Origin of the sequence: Acholeplasma oculi (assembly GCF_900166985.1) — a bacterium.
GTDB lineage: Bacteria > Bacillota_I > Bacilli_A > Acholeplasmatales > Acholeplasmataceae > Acholeplasma > Acholeplasma oculi.
In genome coordinates this window covers 825,861-847,308 of sequence record NZ_FUZK01000001.1, presented here as the reverse complement: position 1 = coordinate 847,308, position 21,448 = coordinate 825,861, and the positions used below count along the sequence as shown (strand labels likewise).

General features: G+C 37.7%; 28 protein-coding genes, 13 tRNA genes and 3 rRNA genes. All 44 read left to right on the top strand.

All coding sequences use genetic code 11. The features are described 5' to 3' along the window. Nucleotides 1-34: 34 nt before the first annotated feature. Nucleotides 35-1,537: ribosomal RNA gene (locus B5X49_RS04090) — 16S ribosomal RNA — on the top strand. A 117-nt stretch (nucleotides 1,538-1,654) separates the two neighbouring features. Beyond that, a tRNA-Ile gene (locus B5X49_RS04085) sits at nucleotides 1,655-1,731 on the top strand. Nucleotides 1,732-1,737: 6 nt separating this feature from the next. Then, nucleotides 1,738-1,813: transfer RNA gene (locus B5X49_RS04080), tRNA-Ala, on the top strand. A 66-nt stretch (nucleotides 1,814-1,879) separates the two neighbouring features. Continuing rightward, nucleotides 1,880-4,732 (top strand): 23S ribosomal RNA (locus tag B5X49_RS04075). A 63-nt stretch (nucleotides 4,733-4,795) separates the two neighbouring features. Then, nucleotides 4,796-4,907: ribosomal RNA gene (gene rrf, locus B5X49_RS04070) — 5S ribosomal RNA — on the top strand. The 16S, 23S and 5S rRNA genes sit together here with 13 tRNA genes alongside, the layout of an rRNA operon. 29 nt (nucleotides 4,908-4,936) lie before the next feature. Next, nucleotides 4,937-5,012 (top strand) — tRNA-Val (locus tag B5X49_RS04065). Nucleotides 5,013-5,021: 9 nt separating this feature from the next. Next, nucleotides 5,022-5,097, top strand: a tRNA-Thr gene (locus B5X49_RS04060). A 7-nt stretch (nucleotides 5,098-5,104) separates the two neighbouring features. Further along, nucleotides 5,105-5,180, top strand: a tRNA-Lys gene (locus tag B5X49_RS04055). 5 nt (nucleotides 5,181-5,185) lie between these two features. Beyond that, nucleotides 5,186-5,272, top strand: a tRNA-Leu gene (locus B5X49_RS04050). 25 nt (nucleotides 5,273-5,297) lie between these two features. After that, nucleotides 5,298-5,373 (top strand) — tRNA-Ala (locus B5X49_RS04045). Nucleotides 5,374-5,408: 35 nt separating this feature from the next. Continuing rightward, nucleotides 5,409-5,485: transfer RNA gene (locus B5X49_RS04040), tRNA-Met, on the top strand. Nucleotides 5,486-5,489: 4 nt separating this feature from the next. Then, nucleotides 5,490-5,566: transfer RNA gene (locus tag B5X49_RS04035), tRNA-Ile, on the top strand. A 36-nt stretch (nucleotides 5,567-5,602) separates the two neighbouring features. Then, nucleotides 5,603-5,691: transfer RNA gene (locus tag B5X49_RS04030), tRNA-Ser, on the top strand. A 31-nt stretch (nucleotides 5,692-5,722) separates the two neighbouring features. Then, a tRNA-Met gene (locus B5X49_RS04025) sits at nucleotides 5,723-5,799 on the top strand. Between the two features lie 12 nt (nucleotides 5,800-5,811). Next, nucleotides 5,812-5,887: transfer RNA gene (locus tag B5X49_RS04020), tRNA-Asp, on the top strand. Nucleotides 5,888-5,891: 4 nt separating this feature from the next. Beyond that, nucleotides 5,892-5,967, top strand: a tRNA-Phe gene (locus B5X49_RS04015). A gap of 127 nt (nucleotides 5,968-6,094) precedes the next feature. After that, complete coding sequence (locus B5X49_RS04010; RefSeq protein WP_079560680.1) at nucleotides 6,095-7,483, top strand: hypothetical protein; 1,389 nt, start codon at nucleotides 6,095-6,097, stop codon at nucleotides 7,481-7,483. A gap of 41 nt (nucleotides 7,484-7,524) precedes the next feature. Continuing rightward, nucleotides 7,525-7,827: a hypothetical protein gene (locus B5X49_RS04005; protein WP_045749863.1), complete on the top strand. Its 303-nt coding sequence runs from the start codon at nucleotides 7,525-7,527 to the stop codon at nucleotides 7,825-7,827. Nucleotides 7,828-7,841: 14 nt separating this feature from the next. Continuing rightward, nucleotides 7,842-8,198: a YccF domain-containing protein gene (locus tag B5X49_RS04000; RefSeq protein ID WP_045749862.1), complete on the top strand. Its 357-nt coding sequence runs from the start codon at nucleotides 7,842-7,844 to the stop codon at nucleotides 8,196-8,198. 21 nt (nucleotides 8,199-8,219) lie between these two features. Then, nucleotides 8,220-9,083 carry an NAD(P)-dependent oxidoreductase gene (locus B5X49_RS03995; RefSeq protein ID WP_045749861.1) on the top strand — a complete coding sequence of 288 codons (864 nt, stop codon included), beginning with the start codon at nucleotides 8,220-8,222 and terminating at the stop codon, nucleotides 9,081-9,083. 98 nt (nucleotides 9,084-9,181) lie between these two features. Next, nucleotides 9,182-10,033 (top strand): DegV family protein, encoded by an 852-nt coding sequence (locus B5X49_RS03990; RefSeq protein ID WP_045749860.1) that lies wholly within the window; start codon nucleotides 9,182-9,184, stop codon nucleotides 10,031-10,033. A gap of 10 nt (nucleotides 10,034-10,043) precedes the next feature. After that, nucleotides 10,044-10,481, top strand: a complete 438-nt coding sequence (locus B5X49_RS03985; protein WP_045749859.1) for a MarR family winged helix-turn-helix transcriptional regulator — start codon at nucleotides 10,044-10,046, stop codon at nucleotides 10,479-10,481. A gap of 164 nt (nucleotides 10,482-10,645) precedes the next feature. Next, a complete protein-coding gene (locus tag B5X49_RS03980) occupies nucleotides 10,646-12,055 on the top strand; it encodes a hypothetical protein (RefSeq protein WP_045749858.1) in 1,410 nt (469 codons plus the stop codon). Nucleotides 12,056-12,232: 177 nt separating this feature from the next. Then, nucleotides 12,233-12,541, top strand: coding sequence for a 30S ribosomal protein S10 (rpsJ, locus tag B5X49_RS03975; protein ID WP_045749857.1), 309 nt, complete (start codon nucleotides 12,233-12,235; stop codon nucleotides 12,539-12,541). A gap of 41 nt (nucleotides 12,542-12,582) precedes the next feature. After that, nucleotides 12,583-13,221: a 50S ribosomal protein L3 gene (gene rplC / locus B5X49_RS03970; RefSeq protein WP_045749856.1), complete on the top strand. Its 639-nt coding sequence runs from the start codon at nucleotides 12,583-12,585 to the stop codon at nucleotides 13,219-13,221. Between the two features lie 11 nt (nucleotides 13,222-13,232). Next, the gene (gene rplD / locus B5X49_RS03965) at nucleotides 13,233-13,856 is read left to right on the top strand and encodes a 50S ribosomal protein L4 (protein ID WP_045749855.1); all 624 of its coding nucleotides are present in this window, start codon (nucleotides 13,233-13,235) and stop codon (nucleotides 13,854-13,856) included. Continuing rightward, nucleotides 13,856-14,158: a 50S ribosomal protein L23 gene (rplW, locus tag B5X49_RS03960; protein ID WP_045749854.1), complete on the top strand. Its 303-nt coding sequence runs from the start codon at nucleotides 13,856-13,858 to the stop codon at nucleotides 14,156-14,158. The genes rplD and rplW overlap by 1 nt, the downstream gene beginning before the upstream one ends. Nucleotides 14,159-14,190: 32 nt before the next feature. Next, a complete protein-coding gene (rplB, locus tag B5X49_RS03955; RefSeq protein WP_045749853.1) occupies nucleotides 14,191-15,021 on the top strand; it encodes a 50S ribosomal protein L2 in 831 nt (276 codons plus the stop codon). Nucleotides 15,022-15,032: 11 nt separating this feature from the next. After that, on the top strand, nucleotides 15,033-15,311 hold the full coding sequence (gene rpsS, locus B5X49_RS03950; RefSeq protein ID WP_045749852.1) for a 30S ribosomal protein S19: 279 nt from the start codon (nucleotides 15,033-15,035) through the stop codon (nucleotides 15,309-15,311). A gap of 11 nt (nucleotides 15,312-15,322) precedes the next feature. Next, the gene (rplV, locus tag B5X49_RS03945; RefSeq protein WP_045749851.1) at nucleotides 15,323-15,658 is read left to right on the top strand and encodes a 50S ribosomal protein L22; all 336 of its coding nucleotides are present in this window, start codon (nucleotides 15,323-15,325) and stop codon (nucleotides 15,656-15,658) included. 7 nt (nucleotides 15,659-15,665) lie between these two features. After that, nucleotides 15,666-16,433 (top strand): 30S ribosomal protein S3, encoded by a 768-nt coding sequence (gene rpsC / locus B5X49_RS03940; RefSeq protein ID WP_045749850.1) that lies wholly within the window; start codon nucleotides 15,666-15,668, stop codon nucleotides 16,431-16,433. A 5-nt stretch (nucleotides 16,434-16,438) separates the two neighbouring features. Beyond that, nucleotides 16,439-16,855: a 50S ribosomal protein L16 gene (rplP, locus tag B5X49_RS03935; RefSeq protein ID WP_045749849.1), complete on the top strand. Its 417-nt coding sequence runs from the start codon at nucleotides 16,439-16,441 to the stop codon at nucleotides 16,853-16,855. Then, a complete protein-coding gene (gene rpmC / locus B5X49_RS03930) occupies nucleotides 16,852-17,040 on the top strand; it encodes a 50S ribosomal protein L29 (RefSeq protein WP_045749848.1) in 189 nt (62 codons plus the stop codon). Before rplP ends, rpmC begins: the two co-directional genes overlap by 4 nt. Before the next feature lie 14 nt (nucleotides 17,041-17,054). Then, nucleotides 17,055-17,318: a 30S ribosomal protein S17 gene (rpsQ, locus tag B5X49_RS03925; RefSeq protein ID WP_045749847.1), complete on the top strand. Its 264-nt coding sequence runs from the start codon at nucleotides 17,055-17,057 to the stop codon at nucleotides 17,316-17,318. Between the two features lie 16 nt (nucleotides 17,319-17,334). Continuing rightward, on the top strand, nucleotides 17,335-17,703 hold the full coding sequence (rplN, locus tag B5X49_RS03920; RefSeq protein WP_045749846.1) for a 50S ribosomal protein L14: 369 nt from the start codon (nucleotides 17,335-17,337) through the stop codon (nucleotides 17,701-17,703). A gap of 14 nt (nucleotides 17,704-17,717) precedes the next feature. Beyond that, entirely contained in the window at nucleotides 17,718-18,149 is a 432-nt protein-coding gene (rplX, locus tag B5X49_RS03915) for a 50S ribosomal protein L24 (protein ID WP_079560677.1), read from the top strand. Next, nucleotides 18,149-18,691: a 50S ribosomal protein L5 gene (gene rplE / locus B5X49_RS03910; protein ID WP_045749845.1), complete on the top strand. Its 543-nt coding sequence runs from the start codon at nucleotides 18,149-18,151 to the stop codon at nucleotides 18,689-18,691. The genes rplX and rplE overlap by 1 nt, the downstream gene beginning before the upstream one ends. A gap of 10 nt (nucleotides 18,692-18,701) precedes the next feature. Further along, on the top strand, nucleotides 18,702-18,971 hold the full coding sequence (gene rpsN / locus B5X49_RS03905; protein ID WP_045749844.1) for a 30S ribosomal protein S14: 270 nt from the start codon (nucleotides 18,702-18,704) through the stop codon (nucleotides 18,969-18,971). A gap of 11 nt (nucleotides 18,972-18,982) precedes the next feature. Further along, nucleotides 18,983-19,378, top strand: coding sequence for a 30S ribosomal protein S8 (gene rpsH, locus B5X49_RS03900; protein WP_045749843.1), 396 nt, complete (start codon nucleotides 18,983-18,985; stop codon nucleotides 19,376-19,378). 16 nt (nucleotides 19,379-19,394) lie between these two features. Then, nucleotides 19,395-19,934 carry a 50S ribosomal protein L6 gene (gene rplF, locus B5X49_RS03895; protein ID WP_045749842.1) on the top strand — a complete coding sequence of 180 codons (540 nt, stop codon included), beginning with the start codon at nucleotides 19,395-19,397 and terminating at the stop codon, nucleotides 19,932-19,934. Between the two features lie 12 nt (nucleotides 19,935-19,946). Beyond that, nucleotides 19,947-20,297 carry a 50S ribosomal protein L18 gene (gene rplR / locus B5X49_RS03890; RefSeq protein WP_045749841.1) on the top strand — a complete coding sequence of 117 codons (351 nt, stop codon included), beginning with the start codon at nucleotides 19,947-19,949 and terminating at the stop codon, nucleotides 20,295-20,297. A 14-nt stretch (nucleotides 20,298-20,311) separates the two neighbouring features. Continuing rightward, nucleotides 20,312-20,818 carry a 30S ribosomal protein S5 gene (gene rpsE, locus B5X49_RS03885; protein WP_079560675.1) on the top strand — a complete coding sequence of 169 codons (507 nt, stop codon included), beginning with the start codon at nucleotides 20,312-20,314 and terminating at the stop codon, nucleotides 20,816-20,818. Between the two features lie 4 nt (nucleotides 20,819-20,822). Then, complete coding sequence (gene rpmD / locus B5X49_RS03880) at nucleotides 20,823-20,996, top strand: 50S ribosomal protein L30 (RefSeq protein ID WP_045749839.1); 174 nt, start codon at nucleotides 20,823-20,825, stop codon at nucleotides 20,994-20,996. A gap of 13 nt (nucleotides 20,997-21,009) precedes the next feature. Next, complete coding sequence (gene rplO / locus B5X49_RS03875; RefSeq protein WP_045749838.1) at nucleotides 21,010-21,447, top strand: 50S ribosomal protein L15; 438 nt, start codon at nucleotides 21,010-21,012, stop codon at nucleotides 21,445-21,447. Nucleotide 21,448 lies beyond the last annotated feature (1 nt).

Genomic DNA, 21,448 nt, shown 5'->3' with positions numbered 1-21,448 from the left:
CAAAAAGCAAAGAGCTAAAATCAAACAAAAACATTAAATGGAGAGTTTGATCCTGGCTCAGGATGAACGCTGGCGGCGTGCCTAATACATGCAAGTCGAACGAACCACTTCGGTGGTTAGTGGCGAACGGGTGAGTAACACGTAGATAACCTGCCTAAAACTCGAGGATAACACCGGGAAACTGGTGCTAATACTGGATAGGATGTAAGGATGATTTTCTTACATTTAAAGATTAATCGGTTTTAGAGGGGTCTGCGGCGCATTAGTTAGTTGGTGGGGTAAAGGCCTACCAAGACGATGATGCGTAGCCGGACTGAGAGGTCTAACGGCCACATTGGGACTGAGAACGGCCCAAACTCCTACGGGAGGCAGCAGTAGGGAATTTTCGGCAATGGGGGAAACCCTGACCGAGCAACGCCGCGTGAACGAAGAAGTTCTTCGGAATGTAAAGTTCTTTTATATGGGAAGAAAAAATCAAAATTGACGGTACCATATGAATAAGCCCCGGCTAACTATGTGCCAGCAGCCGCGGTAATACATAGGGGGCGAGCGTTATCCGGATTTACTGGGCGTAAAGGGTGCGTAGGTGGTTAAATAAGTTTCTGGTGTAAGTGCAGTGCTCAACGCTGTGATGCTAGGAAAACTGTTTAGCTAGAGTGAGACAGAGGCAAGTGGAATTCCATGTGTAGCGGTAAAATGCGTAAATATATGGAGGAACACCAGTGGCGAAGGCGGCTTGCTGGGTCTATACTGACACTGATGCACGAAAGCGTGGGGAGCAAACAGGATTAGATACCCTGGTAGTCCACGCCGTAAACGATGAGAACTAAGTGTTGGCCCTCAGGGTCAGTGCTGCAGTTAACGCATTAAGTTCTCCGCCTGAGTAGTACGTACGCAAGTATGAAACTCAAAGGAATTGACGGGACCCCGCACAAGCGGTGGATCATGTTGTTTAATTCGAAGATACACGAAAAACCTTACCAGGTCTTGACATACTCTGCAATGGCTTAGAAATAAGTTCGGAGGTTAACAGATGTACAGGTGGTGCACGGTTGTCGTCAGCTCGTGTCGTGAGATGTTGGGTTAAGTCCCGCAACGAGCGCAACCCTTATTGCTAGTTACCATCATTAAGTTGGGGACTCTAGCGAGACTGCCAGTGATAAATTGGAGGAAGGTGGGGATGACGTCAAATCATCATGCCCCTTATGACCTGGGCTACAAACGTGATACAATGGCTGATACAAAGAGAAGCGATGGGGTGACCCGGAGCGAATCTCATAAAGGCAGTCTCAGTTCGGATTGAAGTCTGCAACTCGACTTCATGAAGTTGGAATCGCTAGTAATCGCGAATCAGCATGTCGCGGTGAATACGTTCTCGGGGTTTGTACACACCGCCCGTCAAACCACGAAAGTGAGCAATACCCAAAGCCGGTGGCCTAACCCGTAAGGGAGGGAGCCGTCTAAGGTAGGGTTCATGATTGGGGTTAAGTCGTAACAAGGTATCCCTACGGGAACGTGGGGATGGATCACCTCCTTTCTAAGGAGAAAGGCTAACTAACACTTAGCAAAAAAGGCTACGTAGTCGTAGCAAACAATTCTCTAATTTGTTCATCATATTCAGTTTTGAGAGACTTTATGTCAATCAACAAAAGTGGGGCCTGTAGCTCAGTTGGTTAGAGCACACGCTTGATAAGCGTGGGGTCGATGGTTCAAGTCCATTCAGGCCCACCATATAATGGGGCTTTAGCTCAGCTGGGAGAGCGCCTGCCTTGCACGCAGGAGGTCAGCGGTTCGATCCCGCTAAGCTCCACCAAATCTTTTAGGGAAACCTAATTGAGATCTTTGAAAAGTAGATAAATGATGTCTGAAAAGAAATAAAGGTTAAGGAAGAAAGGGCACGCAGTGAATGCCTTGGCACCAAGAGACGATGAAGGACGGAACTAACACCGAAATGCCCGGAGAAGCTGTAAGTAAGCGACGATCCCGGGATGTCCGAATGGGGGAACCCACCATGTGGAAGACATGGTACTCGAGCAATCGAGAGTGAAACGCAGGGAACTGAAATATCTCACGTACCTGCAGGAAAAGAAAGTAAAAACGATTCTGTAAGTAGCGACGAGCGAAAGCGGAGGAGCCAGATACCTAAGGTTACAAAATTCTAGGATAGATGAATGCTGTGGGAAAAGCAGGCAAAGAGGGTGAGACCCCCGTAGTTGAAATTCTAGGATCCATGGTATCAGAAAGTAGGGCGGGACACGTGGAATCCCGTTTGAAGATAGGAGGACCATCTCCTAAGGCTAAATACTACTTGGTGACCGATAGTGAACCAGTACAGTGATGGAAAGGTGAAAAGAACCCCGGGAGGGGAGTGAAATAGAACCTGAAACTGTGTGCTTACAAATAGTCAGAGCCCGTTCATGGGTGATGGCATGCCTTTTGTAGAATGAACCGGCGAGTTACGTTACATAGCGAGGTTAAGGGTGAAGGCCCGGAGCCGAAGCGAAAGCGAGTCTGAATAGGGCGAATAAGTTGTGTGATGTAGACCCGAAACTGGGTGATCTAGCCATGAGCAGGTTGAAGTAAGGGTAGTACCTTATGGAGGACCGAACCGATGTTAGTTGAAAATAGCTCGGATGACTTGTGGCTAGGGGAGAAATTCCAATCGAACTCAGAGATAGCTGGTTCTCCCCGAAATATCTTTAGGGATAGCGTTAGCGAAAATGGTTTATCGAAGGTAGAGCACTGAATGTGTGATGGCCCCACCTCGGGGTACTGAGCCCAATCAAACTACGAATGTCGGTAAAGTAAGCTAGCAGTCAGACTACGGGTGATAAGGTTCGTGGTCAAAAGGGAAAGAGCCCAGATCGCCAGATAAGGTCCCAAAATCAATGCTAAGTGGAAAAGGAAGTAGAGATGCACAAACAACCAGGAGGTTGGCTTAGAAGCAGCCATCCTTTAAAGAGTGCGTAAAAGCTCACTGGTCGAGTGACTCTGCGCCGAAAATGTACCGGGGCTAAGCATTGTACCGAAGCTGCGGATTTAAAGTAAAGAATATTTTAAGTGGTAGGGGAGCGTTCCCGTTGCGGCGAAGCTAGATCGTAAGGACTGGTGGAGCGGCGGGAAGTGAGAATGCCGGTGTGAGTAACGAAAAGACGGGTGAGAATCCCGTCCGTCATAAACCCAAGGTTTCCAGGGGAAGGTTCGTCCGCCCTGGGTAAGTCGGGGCCTAAGGTGAGGCTGAAAAGCGTAGCCGATGGATAACTAGTAGAGATTCTAGTACCAGTATAATGACTGATGGAGTGACAAAGAAGGATAGGCGTCCACCCTAATTGGATTGGGTGAGAAGGATTCGAGGCGAGTACTTAGGCAAATCCGGGTACTATTAACGCTAAGAACTGATATAAAGACGTACGAGTTCAGGCTTTCAAGAAAAGCTTCTAGGGATAATCATTAGACTGCCCGTACCGTAAACCGACACAGGTGGGTGAGTAGAATATATTAAGACGCGCGAGAAAACTGTTGTTAAGGAACTCGGCAAATTGACCCCGTAACTTCGGGAAAAGGGGGACTCCTTATGAAAACGAGGAGTCGCAGAGAAAAGGCCCAAGCGACTGTTTAGCAAAAACACAGGTCTCTGCAAAATCGTAAGATGAAGTATAGAGGCTGACGCTTGCCCGGTGCTGGAAGATTAAGAGGAGATGTCAGGGGTTAAACCTAAAGCATTGAATTGAAGTCCCAGTAAACGGCGGCCGTAACTATAACGGTCCTAAGGTAGCGAAATTCCTTGGCGGGTAAGTTCCGTCCTGCACGAAAAGCGTAACGATTTGGGCACTGTCTCAACAACAGACTCGGTGAAATCAAGCTGCCGGTGAAAACGCCGGCTACCCGCGATTAGACGAAAAGACCCCATGGAGCTTCACTGTAACTTGATATTGAAACTGGGTGTAAGATGTACAGGATAGGTGGGACGCGTTGAAGTTAGTACGCTAGTATTGACGGAGCGGACGTTGGGATACCACCCTTCGTGCACTTAGTTTCTAACTCGCAGATGTGGAATCTGGAGGACAGTGTCTGGTGGGCAGTTTGACTGGGGCGGTCGCCTCCCAAAGAGTAACGGAGGCGCTCGAAGGTTACCTCAGAATGGTTGGAAATCATTCTAAAGAGTGCAATGGCAGAAGGTAGCTTGACTGCGAGACCTACAAGTCGAGCAGGGACGAAAGTCGGACATAGTGATCTTACGGTACCGAATGGAAGGGCCGTGACTCAACGGATAAAAGTTACCCTGGGGATAACAGGCTTATCGCTTCCAAGCGTTCACAGCGACGAAGCGGTTTGGCACCTCGATGTCGGCTCGTCGCATCCTGGAGCTGGAGTAGGTTCCAAGGGTTGGGCTGTTCGCCCATTAAAGCGGCACGCGAGCTGGGTTCAGAACGTCGTGAGACAGTTCGGTCTCTATCTATCGTGGGCGTTGGAGATTTGAAGGGAGCTGTCCTTAGTATGAGAAGACCGGGATGGACGCACCCCTGGTGCACCAGTTAGTACGCCAGTACTACAGCTGGGTAGCTATGTGCGGAAGGGATAAACGCTGAAAGCATCTAAGCGTGAAGCCCACCTTGAGATGAGATCTCCCAATTAGTAAGACCCCTTGAAGACCACAAGGTTGATAGGCTAGGTGTGTAAGCATAGTGATATGTTCAGCTGACTAGTACTAATAGGTCGAGGACTTAACCTTACGTGATGAATTCGCATCACAATTTCAATTTCAGAAAATCATTTATCTAGTTTTGAGAGCATGTCTGGTGACGATGGCGAAGTGGTTCCACCTGTTCCCATACCGAACACAGAAGTTAAGCACTTCAGCGCCGACGATAGTTAATACAAATAGCGAAAATAGGACGTTGCCAGGCATTTATCTCAATTATTAAACCATATATATGGAGGCTTAGCTCAGCTGGGAGAGCACCTGCCTTACAAGCAGGGGGTCGGCGGTTCGATCCCGTCAGCCTCCACCATTAGATTTTGCCGAAATAGCTCAACTGGCAGAGCAACTGATTTGTAATCAGTAGGTTGCGGGTTCAATTCCTGTTTTCGGCACCATCTTACTGTCCCGTTAGCTCAGGTGGTAGAGCACTTGACTTTTAATCAAGGTGTCGATGGTTCGAGTCCATCACGGGACACCATCCTTGCCCGGATGGTGAAATCGGTAGACACGCAGGACTTAAAATCCTGTGGAGTAAAATCCATGTCGGTTCAAGTCCGACTCCGGGCACCACTCTTAATTATTTTTAAATTTTTGAGGGGCTTTAGCTCAGCTGGGAGAGCGCCTGCCTTGCACGCAGGAGGTCAGCGGTTCGATCCCGCTAAGCTCCACCAGAAAAACTAAAGTGACTTAAAGATTCTAACCATATGGCGGTGTAGCTCAGCTGGCTAGAGCGTGCGGTTCATACCCGCAAGGTCGAGGGTTCAAGTCCCCCCGCCGCTACCAGTAAGGACCCGTAGCTCAGTTGGTTAGAGCTACCGGCTCATAACCGGTCGGTCGTTGGTTCGAGTCCAACCGGGTCCACCAGTTTTTCAAAAAAGTAATATAACAAGTTTATACCGTGGAGGAATACCCAAGAGGCTGAAGGGATCGGTCTTGAAAACCGACAGGGTGTAAAAGCCGCGGGGGTTCAAATCCCTCTTCCTCCGCCATAATTAAATATGTTATAATAGATATATATATCGCGGGATAGAGCAGTCTGGTAGCTCGTCGGGCTCATAACCCGAAGGTCAATGGTTCAAATCCATTTCCCGCAACCAATTTTATTAAACGGTCCGGTGGTGTAGGGGTTAACATGCTTGCCTGTCACGCAGGAGATCGCGGGTTCAAATCCCGTCCGGACCGCCATAGTGGCTCTGTAGCTCAGTCGGTAGAGCAGTGGCCTGAAGAGCCTCGTGTCGGCGGTTCGATTCCGCCTGGAGCCACCACTTTTAAAAATTTAAGTCTATGAAGATAGACTTTTTTATTGTATTGTCACCTGATATGTTTAAAATCATGTATACTATGTATAGATAATTACTTCTAACTATAATTAATCAAAAAGGAGAATGCAACTTGTTCATTACATTCATTATAACTTTGATCATTATTTTAAGTATGTATACATATACGATGGTTTTGAATCACAAGAATCGAACAATAAGGTATGATTATAAAACAGAAGGAATAATAGTCATAAAGGTGATTGGCCATATTTTTATGAATACCGGAATCATTCTTTTTATGATTGCGAGTATTCTTTCAGTTTTTACGAATGCATCTTATTTATGGCTTATTTATTCATTTGGAGTCGTAAGTTCAACATTATCACTCTTGATTATCATCGATCAACACTTAAATTATGAAGCAATTCTTGATAAAAAAATAGTTGTTTCAAGAATATTTTCCAAGAGAATCATCCCAATACAAGATATTTATATGAAAGAACATCCGTTAGGGGTCGTTTTTATCAACAAAGAGGATAAAAAATTATTTTCGATGGATATGCATACGGTTGGCTTTAATGAATTTATCCATATAATCAAAGAATTGAAACAAAACTATAAAATAGATGTATATGAAAATTCAATGGACGATTATTTAAAAATCAAAAAAGTTGATGAGAATCTAATAAGGATTGGAAAAGAATATCGTAAAAATTTTAACCAAAACATTAAAAAACATAAAATTGTTCATTTGTTAGGGATACATTTAGTGACTGTTTTAGCATTATTATTTTTTTATAGTTTGGGAAGTCTAGATGGAAAAACAATCGTTTTAATTATACTGGGCTATTTCATGTTTCTATTATCATATAAAAAACAGATGGATAATTATAAAAAGGATTTAGAGCTAGATGATTTATCCTTAGGTGAGAAGCATCGATATTCTAATCGATTTGTTGTGGGATATAGTCGACAAAAACAAAAAATATTAAATGTCACACTTGGTGTAATCATTGGGTGTTCTCTGTTTATGACGCTTATGGTAGGTTTAATCATTGAAACAGATAAACCAATAGGTTCAGAGGACTTAATAACAATTTCTGGTAACTTCTTGTATTACAGAAAATTAGAAGATGAACTCGCTATTGGATTTTCTAATTTAGATACAGAGTACCGAGTGTCTTCAATAAATCTTCCATATGTTGACCAAGCATTTTTAGATCAATTAGAAACAGGCGATGAAATCATTCTATCGATTGATCAATCTGATGATAGAAACTTTCATACGGATTTTGTAAGTAAAACCAAATGGAATTACTTATATACACTGAGTTATGAAGATATTACGTACTTTTCATATGAAGATTATCTAATGGGATATCAAGCCAATCAAAGCTTAGGACAATTGATAACTTATGTATCCTTTGGTATTGCCATAACTTCAACAGTTGCTTTAATCGGAGCACATATGTATTATAATCACCATAAACAGTATGAAAATATTCAAATTTATGTTTAAATAGTTATAAGAAATAAAGTAAGAACAGGGGATAATTCAATATGTTTAGACCACGTACAAATTATTTAATCTCAGCGATTAGTGCATTTTTTGCAGCTATACTTATTTTGATTGGACTACCCATCATGTCTTTTTTTACTGAAAATCTGGAGTTACTGGAATCCATATTTATGGGTTTTGGTGGTGCTTTAATATTTACTTTAATTGGGGGTTTTAACTATCTCATCTATAAAGATGATTTAGATAGGGAACAATCCTTGGTTAAAGAAAATATACGTTTAAAAGAAGCTACGAAGAAAAAAATAAAGGGTTATAAAATGGACGTCGATAAATTCGACGAATGAAAAGGAGAAGTAAAATGAAGTTTTTAGGTAATTTGATTTGGTTAGTATTTGGTGGTCTCATCACTGCACTGGGATGGTTTATATTAGGTTTATTATTATGTATTACCATTATTGGTATTCCATTAGGTAGACAGTTCTTTAAATTCTCTAAAGTAATGCTGTGGCCTATGGGAAAAGAAGTTGAAACCAACTTTGATAAACATCCAGTTTTAAATATTTTATGGCTTATATTTTTTGGCTGGGAAATGGCTATTGGACATTTATTTTTAGGAGTTTTATTTTGTATCACTATTATAGGAATTCCATTTGGTATGCAATGGTTCAAACTTATGAGACTTGCATTATTACCATTTGGTGCAACAATCAAATAAAAATTTTTAAGGAGTAAAGGCATGAAAATAGGTTTTATAGGTACAGGTATCATGGGAAGTCCTATGATCAAACATTTACATCAAAATGGTTATTCACTCAATATATACAATAGGACATATGAAAAAGCATTGAAGTTAAGTGCTTATGGTAACGTACATACTTCAATTGAGTCACTCACAGAGTCGAGCGATATTATCTTGTTGATTGTCGGATATCCCAAGGATGTAGAGGACGTTGTTTTAGAAATCTATAAACATGCAAAAAAAGGTACTATAATTGTTGATATGACAACATCCAGTCCAAAACTTGCAACTAAACTTTCTAATATTGGGATTGAGCAAGAAATCTATCTTTTAGATGCCCCAGTTACAGGTGGCGAACCTGGTGCAATAGAAGGAACGCTATCAACTATGGTTGGAGGTCCTAAAGATAAGTTTCTAGTCATAGAACCATTACTTAAAACTTTTTCTAAAACAATCACTTATGTTGGAACTGCTGGTTTTGGTCAGTATGCAAAACTTGCCAATCAGATTGCTATAGCAGGTGCACTTGCAGGTGTTGTTGAGTCTCTATATTTTGCGATGCAACAAAATCTAAACTTAACAGATGTTTATCAAATTTTAATGGGTGGTAGTGCACAGTCCAATCAATTAAAAGTAAATGGATTAAAAATTATGGAACAAAATTATGAACCAGGATTTTTTATTAAACACTTTTTAAAGGATCTTAATCTTGCAATTGAATCCTCTCATGTTGAACTTAAAGTACTGAATCAAGTTAAAAACATGTTAGATGAATTAGTTTTAAATGGATATGAAAACAAGGGAACTCAAGCTTTAATGTTGTATTATCTAGATAATCTATACAAAACAGCACAAAAATAGCATTTTGTGCTTTTTTTTGTATGAAAACAATAAATAATGTGTTACACTTAATTTACAAATATATTTTGATAATCAAAGTAATTTTAAGGGAGAATATTATGAGCAAAATCGCAGTAGCAGTTTTATCCACATCTGGTATGGATTATCTAAAAGAAAACAATGAAGTGAGTAATGTTAGATTAACCGTATTTTTTGATGGAAAAGAATATGTAGATCACACAGAAATCAAAGCAGAAGACTTTTATCAAATGATGTTAGACAAACCCAATGCAGATATCCATACATCACAAGTATCCACTGGAGCATTCCAAAAGTTATATGAAGATGTCAGAGATAAAGGATTTAATGAGTTAGTTGTTGTAAGTATTTCATCAAAACTATCAGGTACATACCAAGGTGCAATACTAGCAAAAGAACTTGTTGAAGGTATTAGAGTTGAAGTTATTGACTCCAAGAGTGTATCATTTGGTGAAGCAGTACTTGGATTAAGAGCGTTAGAATTAGTTAAAAAAGGTCAAACACTTGATCAAATTGTTGAAGATTTAAATGCGTATAAATCACGTACAAAAATCTTCGTATTAGTGGATACGTTAAAATATTTAGTTAAAAATGGACGTTTATCTGCAGCAGCAGGATTAATCGGTACCTTATTAAAAATTAAACCATTATTAAAAATTATGGAAGATGGATCGTTAAAACCTTACGAAAAAATTCGTACAACAACTAAAGCTCAAAAACGTATTATGGAAATTGTTTTAGAAGAAACTCAAGGTAAAAAAGTCGATTTCTATATCGCATATACTACAAATCTAGAAAAAGCTCAATCTTTAGAGGCTGAGTTAAGAGAAGCTAGACCGGATGCAAATGTCACAATTATTCCATTAACACCAGTAGTTGGTGCACATGCTGGACCTGGAACACTTGGTTTAGGCTATGCATTATTAGACTAAGGAGAAAGTTATGTCTACAAGTAAAGAAATCATCAATACATTATTAGTTGATGTTTTCAATCATATTTTAAGTATTGAGGAACGAACGTTAAAAGAAAAAGGTGTGACCTTATCAATGACAGAAGTTCACGTTCTCGAAGCTATTAGAAACACAGATATACCAACCATGGGAGAGGTTGCTAAAAGACTTAGAGTTACTCTAGGTACTTTAACAACGTCCATCAATATTTTATCTAGAAAAAAACATGTCTATAGATATTCAGATGAGAAAGACCGTAGAAAAGTCTATTTAAAACTTACAGATCAAGCTAAAAAAGTATTATCTATCCATGATGCATTTCATAATGAAATGATCAGTGCGATATTCACAGATTTAAATATTGACCAAGATGAGGTTTTAATGAAGTCTCTATCTAATATCACAGAATATTTTAAAACGAAGTATTAATACAAGTCATCACCATCCAGGTGATGACTTTTTCATTTATTATATCAGTTTGATTATGTGTATCATTAGACATTCTCATAAAGCCTTTTAAACACTTCTAACATCTTTTGCAATTGGATATAAAGTTACGTATAATTATTGGATGTAAATAGATGAGGGCAACCATGCAAAGCAACCAGAAAAAATCATATCAGATCATAGATTTTAATCAATCTTTTAGAATAGAAAAACCAGATAGATTATTTATTGTAGATACGATGGAAAAACACCTTAATGTGTATCTATCCAATATTTTTAATTTGATGAAAATGGGTTTCCAACGATTAGAAACTAAACATAGTCACTTTCATTTTGTTAAAAATGTAATGGATCAATATGAATATATGATATCCATGGTGTATATGTATCAAGATTTCAAGGGTTTATATCAGGCTATGATTAGATATATTTCTAAACAAAAAGATATCATGACTGAACAAATCATATTAGGTGTACTAAAGAAAAGTTATGCAAGTATTCGATTTAAAAAGTTAAAAAGAAATCAAACAGATACAATTGAACTTATCAATTTTGAACCTATTCATTTATTTGAATTACCGGATACAGTGAAATATTTTATGACAAACAAACAATTAAAACCTGTGGTTTGTGATATTCTACACGCTAAAGGAATTAAAGTTATTAGGCATTCATTAACAAATCAACAATCATTAGAAAACTATTTAAATGAAGAAACACTTACATATAAGTCATGGAATCAAGAAGTGGATGATAGATTTCAACTAGGTATAAAGATATTTGATGAATCTATGATTGGTAAAATGGATCAAAGTATGTTTCAAATGATTTATGTTGAAACAGAAAAATCATATATTAAATTCAATGGTGTATTCAATATGGAGTCTAGATGTTCGTTTTATGAGAAACTATTTAAAACATATCCAGATAAAAAAATCATTATTGTATTACCCAAGCTAGAAATACTACATGTTTATCATCATATGGATGAGGATCATTATTTAACACATAATAATTGGCAAAATTGTTACCAAATGTATATAGATGAATTAGATGCTTTATTTAAATATCCACACGAAAACATCATCATTACCTTCTCAGAAGTTGCACATGACGAAATATATGATAGAATTCGCTCAGATATTGCTCATTTAATAAAAATTAGATATGGATATAAAATACATATAGGGCTTAATATTGATAATGAAGAAGTATATGATTATCAAAAATTATATAGAAAATATCGATATGCCATCATCGATACATATCGTATTGCACATGCTAAGTTAAATCAAGGGTTGGATAAGTCAATACTGATTCATGATTTATCTTATTTCAATCAACAACTTAAGAATAATGAGAAAGATGTATTAGTCGTTGGGCAATGCATCGAGTCCAAAGAAGTATTTCATAATTTTGTTACAAGAGGATTTAAAAAGTTTATTGTCGAACCGGAAAATTTAGTAGAATATAGTCATATTATTGATCAATATATTGAGACAAGAGGACGTTATAAAAAAGATAAAATGTATGATAAATACGATATTTATTCATAAAATTATCATAAAGGGTTGCAATACAAACCCTTTTTTTATATAATAGAAAGGCTTGCGTAAATACAAGTAAAGCGTTGATCTGGGAGGTTGTTGATACACTGATAGCCGTTGTCTATGTATCAAGTATTTCCAGGGAGTAAAGTCTATGCAAGGATTATAGGCGAAAGGAGAATAAAAATGGCAAAAGAAATTATTAAAATCAGTTTAAAGGCATATGATCACAGATTAATTGATCAAGCTGCTAAGAAGATTGTTGAAAGTGTAGAAAAGACTGGTGCAACTGTACAAGGTCCAATTCCATTACCAACAAAGAAAGAGATCTTCACTATCTTAAGAAGCCCTCACGTGAACAAAGATTCTCGTGAACAATTCGAAAGAAGAACACACAAGAGACTCATTCAAATCTTAGATCCAAACTCAAAAACGATTGATGCGTTAATGAGAATTGATTTACCATCAGGAATTGACATCGTCCTTAAGAAATAACGGATGTTAAAGGCTAAAAATAAAAAGAAAGAGGAAAGACAATGGCCAAAGGAATCTTAGGTAAGAAAATTGGAATGACACAAATTTTCGATGAAAATGGTGTATTAGTTCCAGTCACTGTTGTAGATGTTGAAGGCAACGTTGTATTACAACAAAAAACTGTCGAAGTAGACGGTTATGTTGCAACTCAAGTTGGTTTCGAAACTAAACGTGAAAAATTAAGTAACAAGCCTGAATTAGGGCACGTGAAAAAAGCAAATAGTGCACCTAAGCGCTTCGTAAAAGAAATTAGATTTGATGCGCTTAAAAATGAATTAACTGCTTTAGAAGTAGGAAGTGAAGTTAAAGTTGACTTATTCCAATCAGGAGAAGATGTTGACGTAACAGGAACTTCAAAAGGTAAAGGTTATGCAGGTGCTATCAAGCGTCATAATCAATCAAGAGGACCAATGACTCACGGATCTATGTATCATAGAGCTCCGGGATCCATGGGTGCGATTAAAGGAAATATGAAAGGTAAGAATTTACCTGGTCATATGGGTAGTGAAACAGTTACTGTACAAAACTTAAAAATTGTTGCAGTAGATGTTGAAAATCAATTACTATTAATTTCTGGTTCAGTACCAGGACCTAAAAAAGGTTATGTAGTTGTTAAGAGCGCTATTAAGAAAGGTAACTAAGGAGAATAACTATGCCAACATTAAATTTATTCAATCAAGCTGGTGAAAAGATTTCTGAAGTTGCTTTAAACGATGCAATCTTCGGAATTACACCTAATCAACAAGTGATCTATGATGTTGTAAATGCACAAAGAGCTGCTTTAAGACAAGGTACTCATAAAACAAAGACTCGTGCTGAAGTCGCTGGTGGTGGAAGAAAACCATGGAGACAAAAAGGTACAGGTCGTGCACGTCAAGGGTCAATCCGTTCTCCACAATGGAGAGGTGGTGGAGTTGTCTTCGGACCAATTCCAAGAAGTTATGCTGTGAAAGTTAACCAAAAAGTTAAGCAATTAGCTTTAAAGAGTGCACTTTCATATCATGTGAATGAAAATCAATTAGTTTTAGTAGATAGTTTACAAGTTGAACAACCTAAAACAAAATTATTTGCTGAAATCATCAGTAACTTACAATTAACAGGTAAAACACTTGTATTAGTTGGAAGCATTGATGAAAAATTATTATTAGCATCAAGCAATTTACCAACTGTTCAATTAAGAGAAGTTTCACAAGCGTCAGTTTATGAAATCTTAAAATTCAAACATGTTGTGTTAACTGAAGATGCAGTTAAATACTATGAGGAGGTATTAGGATAATGGCTAAAGTTGTTGATGCTAAATATTATGATTTATTACGTACGCCGATTATTACTGAAAACTCAATGCAACTCGTAGAATCAGCAAACAGATATACATTTAAAGTTCCAAAGACTGCAAACAAAGTTGAAATTAAAAAAGCAGTTGAAGCAGTATTTGGAGTAGAAGTTATCAAGGTGAACACCATTACAGTTTTACCAAAGTATAAAAAAGTTGGTAAATATGCGGGTCTTAAACCAGGATACAAAAAAGCAATCGTCCAACTTAAAGAAGGACAAAAGATTCCTGCATTTGCAGTGTAATCCAATAGTGAAAGATATAGGAGAATTAACTTATGGCAGTTAAAATTTATAAAAGAACGACCAATGGTCGTCGTAATATGAGCGTTCTCACATTCGATGAAATCACAACATCAACTCCTGAAAAGTCACTACTTGCGCCAATTAGTAAAACTGGTGGACGTAACAATCAAGGTAAATTGACTGTTAGACATATCGGCGGTGGTGCGAAACGTAAGTATCGTGTCATTGACTTTAAACGCGATAAAGACAATGTAGTTGGTAAAGTTTCATCAATTGAGTATGATCCAAACAGATCAGCAAATATTGCATTAATTACGTATTTAGATGGTGAAAAGAGATATATCTTAGCACCTAAAGGATTAGTAGTTGGAGCAGAAATCATTTCTGGTTCATCTGTTGATATTAAAACAGGTAACGCAGCACCTATCATGAATATTCCTGTAGGTAGCGTCGTTCATAATGTGGAATTACAACCAGGTCGTGGTGGTCAAATAGCAAGATCCGCTGGTACTTCAGTACAAATTTTAGGTCGTGAAGACAAATATGTCTTAGTACGTCTACAATCTGGTGAAGTACGTCGTATCTTAGGTACTTGCCGTGCAACTGTTGGTGAGGTTGGAAATGAATCTCATGAATTAGTGCGTATTGGTAAGGCTGGTAGAAACCGTCACTTAGGTATCAAGCCTACTGTTCGTGGATCTGTAATGAACCCGAACGATCACCCACACGGTGGTGGTGAAGGTAAACAACCTGTTGGTAGAAAACAACCAATGACCCCATGGGGTAAAAAAGCACGTGGAATTAAGACACGTGATAAGAAAAAAGCGTCTACAAATATGATCGTAAGACGTAGAAACGGATAAGGAGGGCAATCATGGCACGTTCACTTAAAAAAGGACCTTTCGCAGATCAATCACTTCTAGATAAGGTTTTAAAACAAGCTAAATCAAATGATAGAAAAGTAATTCAAACTTGGAGCCGTCGTTCGACTATATTCCCTGAATTTATCGGTTTCACGATTGCGGTTTACAATGGTCGCGAGCATGTTCCTGTATATATTACAGAAGACATGGTTGGACACAAATTAGGAGAGTTCGCTCCAACACGTACTTTCCACGGACACAAAAAAGAAGATAAGAAAGTTAGAAAATAAGGAGAGATATCATGGAAGCTAAAGCAATTGCAAAAACTGTCAGAATCGCTCCTAGAAAAGTTCGTCTTGTTATCGATTTAATTCGTGGCAAAAACGTTAAAGAAGCTAGAGCTATTCTTATGTTTACACCGCGTGGTGCATCTCCAGTTATTGCTAAAGTATTAAACTCAGCAGTAGCGAATGCAACACACAATTTAAAGTTAAACGAAGAAACACTATACGTTAAAGAAGTATGGGCTAATGAGTCCGTAACAATGAAGAGAATGTTACCTCGTGCTAAAGGTACTGGTAACATCTTCAACAAGCGCACATCACACATTACTGTTGTTGTTGCAGAAAGGGAGTAATTAAAGCATGGGACAAAAAACGAATCCAAATGGACTAAGACTAGGTATTATCCGTACTTGGGAATCTAAATGGTATGCAGATAAAAAAGATGTACCAGCATTAATCAAAGAAGATGCTTTAATTAGAGAATTCCTAAACAAAAACTTCAAGAAAGCGGGCGTTTCTCAAATAGAAATCGAACGTGTGAAGGCAAAGAACAAAGAAAGAATTACAATCAAATTATATGTTTCTAAACCTGGTATTGCATTAGGTAAAGAAGCAGCTGATAAAAATAAAGCAGTTTCAACATTAGAATACTTAACTAAAAAAGAAGTTGTTCTAAATATTGTTGAAGTTAAACGTCCTGAAAAAGTTGCAATTTTAGTTGCTCAAAGTATTGCTGAACAATTAGAAAACCGTGCATCATTCAGACGTGCTCAAAAAATGGCAATCCAACGTGCACTTAAATCAGGCGCTAAAGGTATTAGAACTTTAGTATCTGGACGTTTAGGTGGAGCTGAAATTGCAAGAAGCGAAGGTTACTCTGAAGGACGCGTTCCTCTTCATACCCTAAGAGCTGATGTGGACTATGCAACTGCAGAAGCATTAACAACTTATGGTATTTTAGGTATTAAAGTATGGATTTATCATGGTGAAGTATTACCTGGTCAATCTATTCTTGATACAAGAAAACCTTTTGAAGCAGATAATACAAGAAGAGGTAACAACAAACGTCCTGGTAACAGACCAGAACGTCAACAAAGACCTCAAAGAAATGCTAACAAGGAGGACTAAGAACTATGTTAATGCCAAAAAGAACAAAATACCGTCGTCCTCATCGTGTTTCCTATGAAGGAAAAGCGAAAGGTAGAAACGAAATTATTAATGGTGATTTTGCATTAGTGGCTAAAGAAGGTGCATGGGTGAATAACCGTCAAATCGAAGCGGCTCGTATCGCGATGACTCGTGAAATGAAACGTTTAGGTAAAGTATGGATTAACATCTTCCCACATTTAGCTAAAACTAAGAAACCTATGGAAGTACGTATGGGATCCGGTAAAGGTGCTCCAGACTCATGGGTTGCAGTAGTTAAAGAAGGTAAAATCATGTTTGAAATCGCTGGAGTAAGTGATGAAATTGCTAGAGAAGCACTACGTTTAGCATCTCATAAACTTCCAGTTAAAACAAAAATTGTCAAGAGAGGTGAAGAAGCGTGAAAGCAGCTGAAATTAGAAACTTAAAAACGTCTGAAATCAACAATAAAATTGCTGAATTAAAAGCTGAATTATTCAATTTACGCTTCCAGCATGCTGTTGGTCAATTAGAGAATACAGCTCGTTTAAAGACTGTGAAAAAAACTATCGCTCAAATGAAAACAATCATTACTGAGCGTGGCGAGTAAGAGAGGATATAACAATGGAAAAAGCTAAAAGTAAAAAACTTTATACTGGAACAGTTGTATCTGATAAAATGGATAAAACCATCACTGTATTAGTAGAAACTCATAAATTACACCCAATCTATGGAAAACGTGTAAAGGTTTCTAAAAAGTTCCATGCACATGATGAAAAGAATGTTGCTAAAATGGGTGATACTGTAACAATCGCTGAATCAAGACCACTTTCAAAAACTAAGACTTTCGTTTTAGTTGAAGTTGTTAAGACAGCAGAAATAGTTTAAGAGAGGGCGAAAGAATATGATACAGCAAGAATCAAGACTTGTAGTTGCTGACAATTCCGGGGCACGTGAAGTTCTAGTTATTAGAGTTCAAGGTGGTACTCGTCGTCGTTATGCAAACATTGGAGATGTCGTTACAGTTACTGTTAAAAAAGCAACACCTACTGGAGCAGTTAAAAAAGGTGATGTTGTTCAAGCCGTTATTGTAAGAACAAAACAAGGCGTTAAAAGAGCTGATGGTTCATACATCAAATTTGATGAAAACGCAGCAGTTATTATTAAAGATGATTTAAATCCAAAAGGTACACGTATCTTTGGACCGGTAGCAAGAGAATTAAGAGATAAGAACTTCATGAAGATCATCTCACTTGCACCAGAAGTATTGTAAGGAGGAAGCCACATATGAATATTAAAACTGGAGATACAGTTGTAGTGATTGCTGGTGGTGATCAATATACAATCGACAAAAAAGGTGTTAAAACTCGTAAAACAGGTCGCGTTTTAAAAGTAAACCGTGAAAAAGAAACTGTTATTGTAGAAGGCGTTAACATGATTAAAAAACATGAAAGACCAAAATCTGCAAATGACAAAGGTGGAATCATTGAAAAACCAGCTCCAATCCATGTAAGTAACGTTGCAATCTTAGATCCTAAGGCAAATGTTCCTACACGTGTTGGATACCGTGTTGAAAATGGTGTTAAAGTACGTTTTGCTAAGAAATCTGGTGAAACATTAGATAAAGTACAAAAAACCACTAAAAAAGCTAAAGAAGCTGTGAAAACAGAAAAAGTAGCTAAAGAAAAGAAAGTTAAAAAGGAAGGAGCTAGCAAATAATGAGCGCAACATTAAAAGAATTATATACATCAACAATTGTTCCAAAACTAGTTTCTGACTTTAACTATAGTTCAGTCATGCAAGCACCTAGATTAGAAAAAATTGTCATCAATATGGGTGTGGGTGATGCAGTTTCGAATTCTAAGTTATTAGACCAAGCTGTTGAAGAATTAACATTATTAACTGGTCAAAAACCAGTGATTACAAAAGCTAAGAAATCTATTTCTAACTTTAAATTACGTGAAGGTCAAGCAATTGGTGCTAAAGTTACACTAAGAGGAGACAGAATGTATTACTTCTTAGAAAAATTAGTTTCTGTTGCATTACCACGTGTGAGAGACTTCCGTGGGGTATCTGCTGATGCATTTGATGGTCGTGGAAACTACACATTAGGAGTTAAAGAACAAATCATTTTCCCTGAAATTAATATTGATAAAGTCAATAAAGTTCGTGGAATGGATATTATCATCGTTACAACGGCAAAAACCGATCAAGAAGCTAAGAGCTTACTTGCAAACTTCGGTTTCCCGTTTAAGAAGTGAGGAGTAGATTATGGCAAAGAAATCAAAAATCGCAAAAGATTTAAAACAGCGTGCTTTAGTAGAAATCTACGCTGAAAAAAGAGAAGCTTTAAAGAAGGCTGGAGATTACAAAGGTTTAGCTAGCCTACCTAAAGATGCATCGCCAGTAAGACTTAAAAACAGAGATTCACTCGATGGTAGACCAAGAGGTTACATGAGAAAGTTTGGTATTTCTCGTATAACATTTAGAGACCTAGCGCACAAAGGTGAATTACCTGGTGTTAAGAAAGCTAGCTGGTAAGGAGGAAGAACATGGTTATGACTGATCCAATTGCGGACTTACTAACGCGTATCCGTAATGCTAATAAAGCGCGTCATCCTAAAGTTGACATGCCAGCATCAAGACTAAAATCTGATATTTTAGCCGTGATGAAAAAAGAAGGTTATATTAAAGATTTCGTAATTTCAAGTGATAAATTCCCTAAAATTACTGTAACTTTAAAATATGCTGACAATAATGAGCGTGTAATCAAAGGATTGAAAAGGATATCGAAGCCAGGACTTCGAGTTTATGCAAACTTAGAAAAGTTACCTAGAGTCTTAAATGGCTTAGGGGTAGCACTTATATCTACATCAAAAGGAATTTTAACAGATCGTGAAGCACGTCAACAACAAGTTGGTGGCGAAGTGCTCGCTTACGTCTGGTAATTAAGGAGGAATAATAATGAGCCGTATAGGTAATAAAGTCATCGTTGTTCCTGCCGGTGTTACTGTTAACATAGCTGATAATAATCACGTTGTTGTTAAAGGACCAAAGGGACAATTAGAAATGAGTTTCAATCAAGTATTGGACATCAAATTAGAAGGAAATGAAATCAAAATTTCAAGACCAAATAATGATATGTTTACAAGAAAGATTCATGGTACATCACGCGCACTTTTATACAACATGGTTGTAGGTGTGAATGAAGGTTTCCAAAAGAAATTAGAAATCCGTGGGGTTGGGTATAGAGCACAACTTCAAGGTAGTAAATTAGTATTACAATTAGGTTTTTCACATAACATCGAATTAGAAATTCCAAAAGGTCTTTCACTTGATGTTCCTAAGAATACTGAAATTACAGTCAGTGGTATTGATAAAGCTGCAGTAGGACAATTCGCTGCAGAAATTAGAGAATTCAGAAAACCAGAACCTTATAAAGGTAAAGGTATTCGTTATGTTGACGAATATGTTGCCCGCAAGGCTGGTAAGACTGCTAAATAAGGAGTATAGACTATGATAAATAAAAAATCATCTAATGTATCTAGACAAAAAAGACATTTAAGAATTAGAAAAAGTGTCATTGGTACTCCAGAGCGTCCAAGATTAAACGTATTTCGTTCCAATACCGCGATTTATGTTCAAATTATTGACGACAATGCACAAAACACATTAACAAGTGCAAATTCAAAAGAATTAAATTTAGGTGCTAACATTGAAGCAGCTACAGCAGTAGGTAAACTTGTTGCTGAAAAAGCTTTAAAATTAGGCATCACTAAAGTTGTCTTCGACAGAGGTGGATATTTATACCACGGACGCGTTAAGGCATTAGCTGAAGCAGCAAGAGCTGCTGGCTTAGAATTCTAGGAAAGGAGTCTATCATGGCAGAAAAATTTACAGAGAAACAAGAAGAAGTTGTTTTTGAAGAAAAAGTTGTTGCACTTAACCGTGTTACAAAAGTCGTTAAAGGTGGACGCCGTTTCCGTTTTGCAGCACTTGTTGTTGTTGGTAACAAACAAGGCACAGTAGGTTTTGGAACAGGTAAAGCAACTGAAGTTCCAGAAGCTATTAAAAAAGCTGTAGAAGCAGCAAAGAGAAATTTAATTACAGTACCTTTAACAAAAGTTACAATACCTCACGATATCATTGGTGAGTATGGCGCTGGTAAAATCGTTATGAAACCTGCATCAGAAGGTACAGGTATCATCGCTGGTGGTGCTGCTCGTATTATCTTTGACTTAGCTGGTATTAACGATATCTTATCCAAATCATTAGGTTCTAAAACTGCGATTAACGTTGTGCGTGCAACATTCAATGGATTAGAAAACCTTACAACACCTGATAAAGTTGCAAAACTTCGTGGTGTTGCAGTCGAAAGTTTGGTTTAAAAAAATGGTTAGAATTACATTAGTTAAATCATTAATTGGTAGACGTCCAAACCAAGTAAAAACCGCTCACGCACTCGGTTTAAAGAAAATTGGACAAGCAGTAATTAAAGTCGAAAATGATGCTATCAACGGAATGATCAAAACAATTGGTCATTTAGTTGTAGTTGAAAAAGAGTAAGGAGGATAAACCTATGTTAAGTAACTTAAAACCAGTTCCAGGTGCAAGACACTCTAAAAAACGTCTTGGTCGTGGACCGGGTAGTGGTACAGGGAAAACCTCTGGTAAAGGTAATAAAGGTCAATGGGCTAGATCTGGTGGCGGCGTACGTCCTGGATTTGAAGGTGGACAAATTCCATTCTTCCAACGTATTCCAAAACGTGGATTTAACAACTACACAAGAAAAGAATACGCAATTGTTAATACTGGAGACTTAAACCTTTTTGAAGATGGTAGTGTCATTACACCAGAATTATTATTACAAACAAAGATGATCTCAAAAATTTTATCAGGCGTCAAAATCTTAGCTTTTGGTACGTTAGAAAAGAAACTTACTGTTAAAGCAAATAAATTTTCAGACAGTGCTATAGAAGCAATTACAGCAGCTGGTGGAACAATCGAGGTGATCTAAA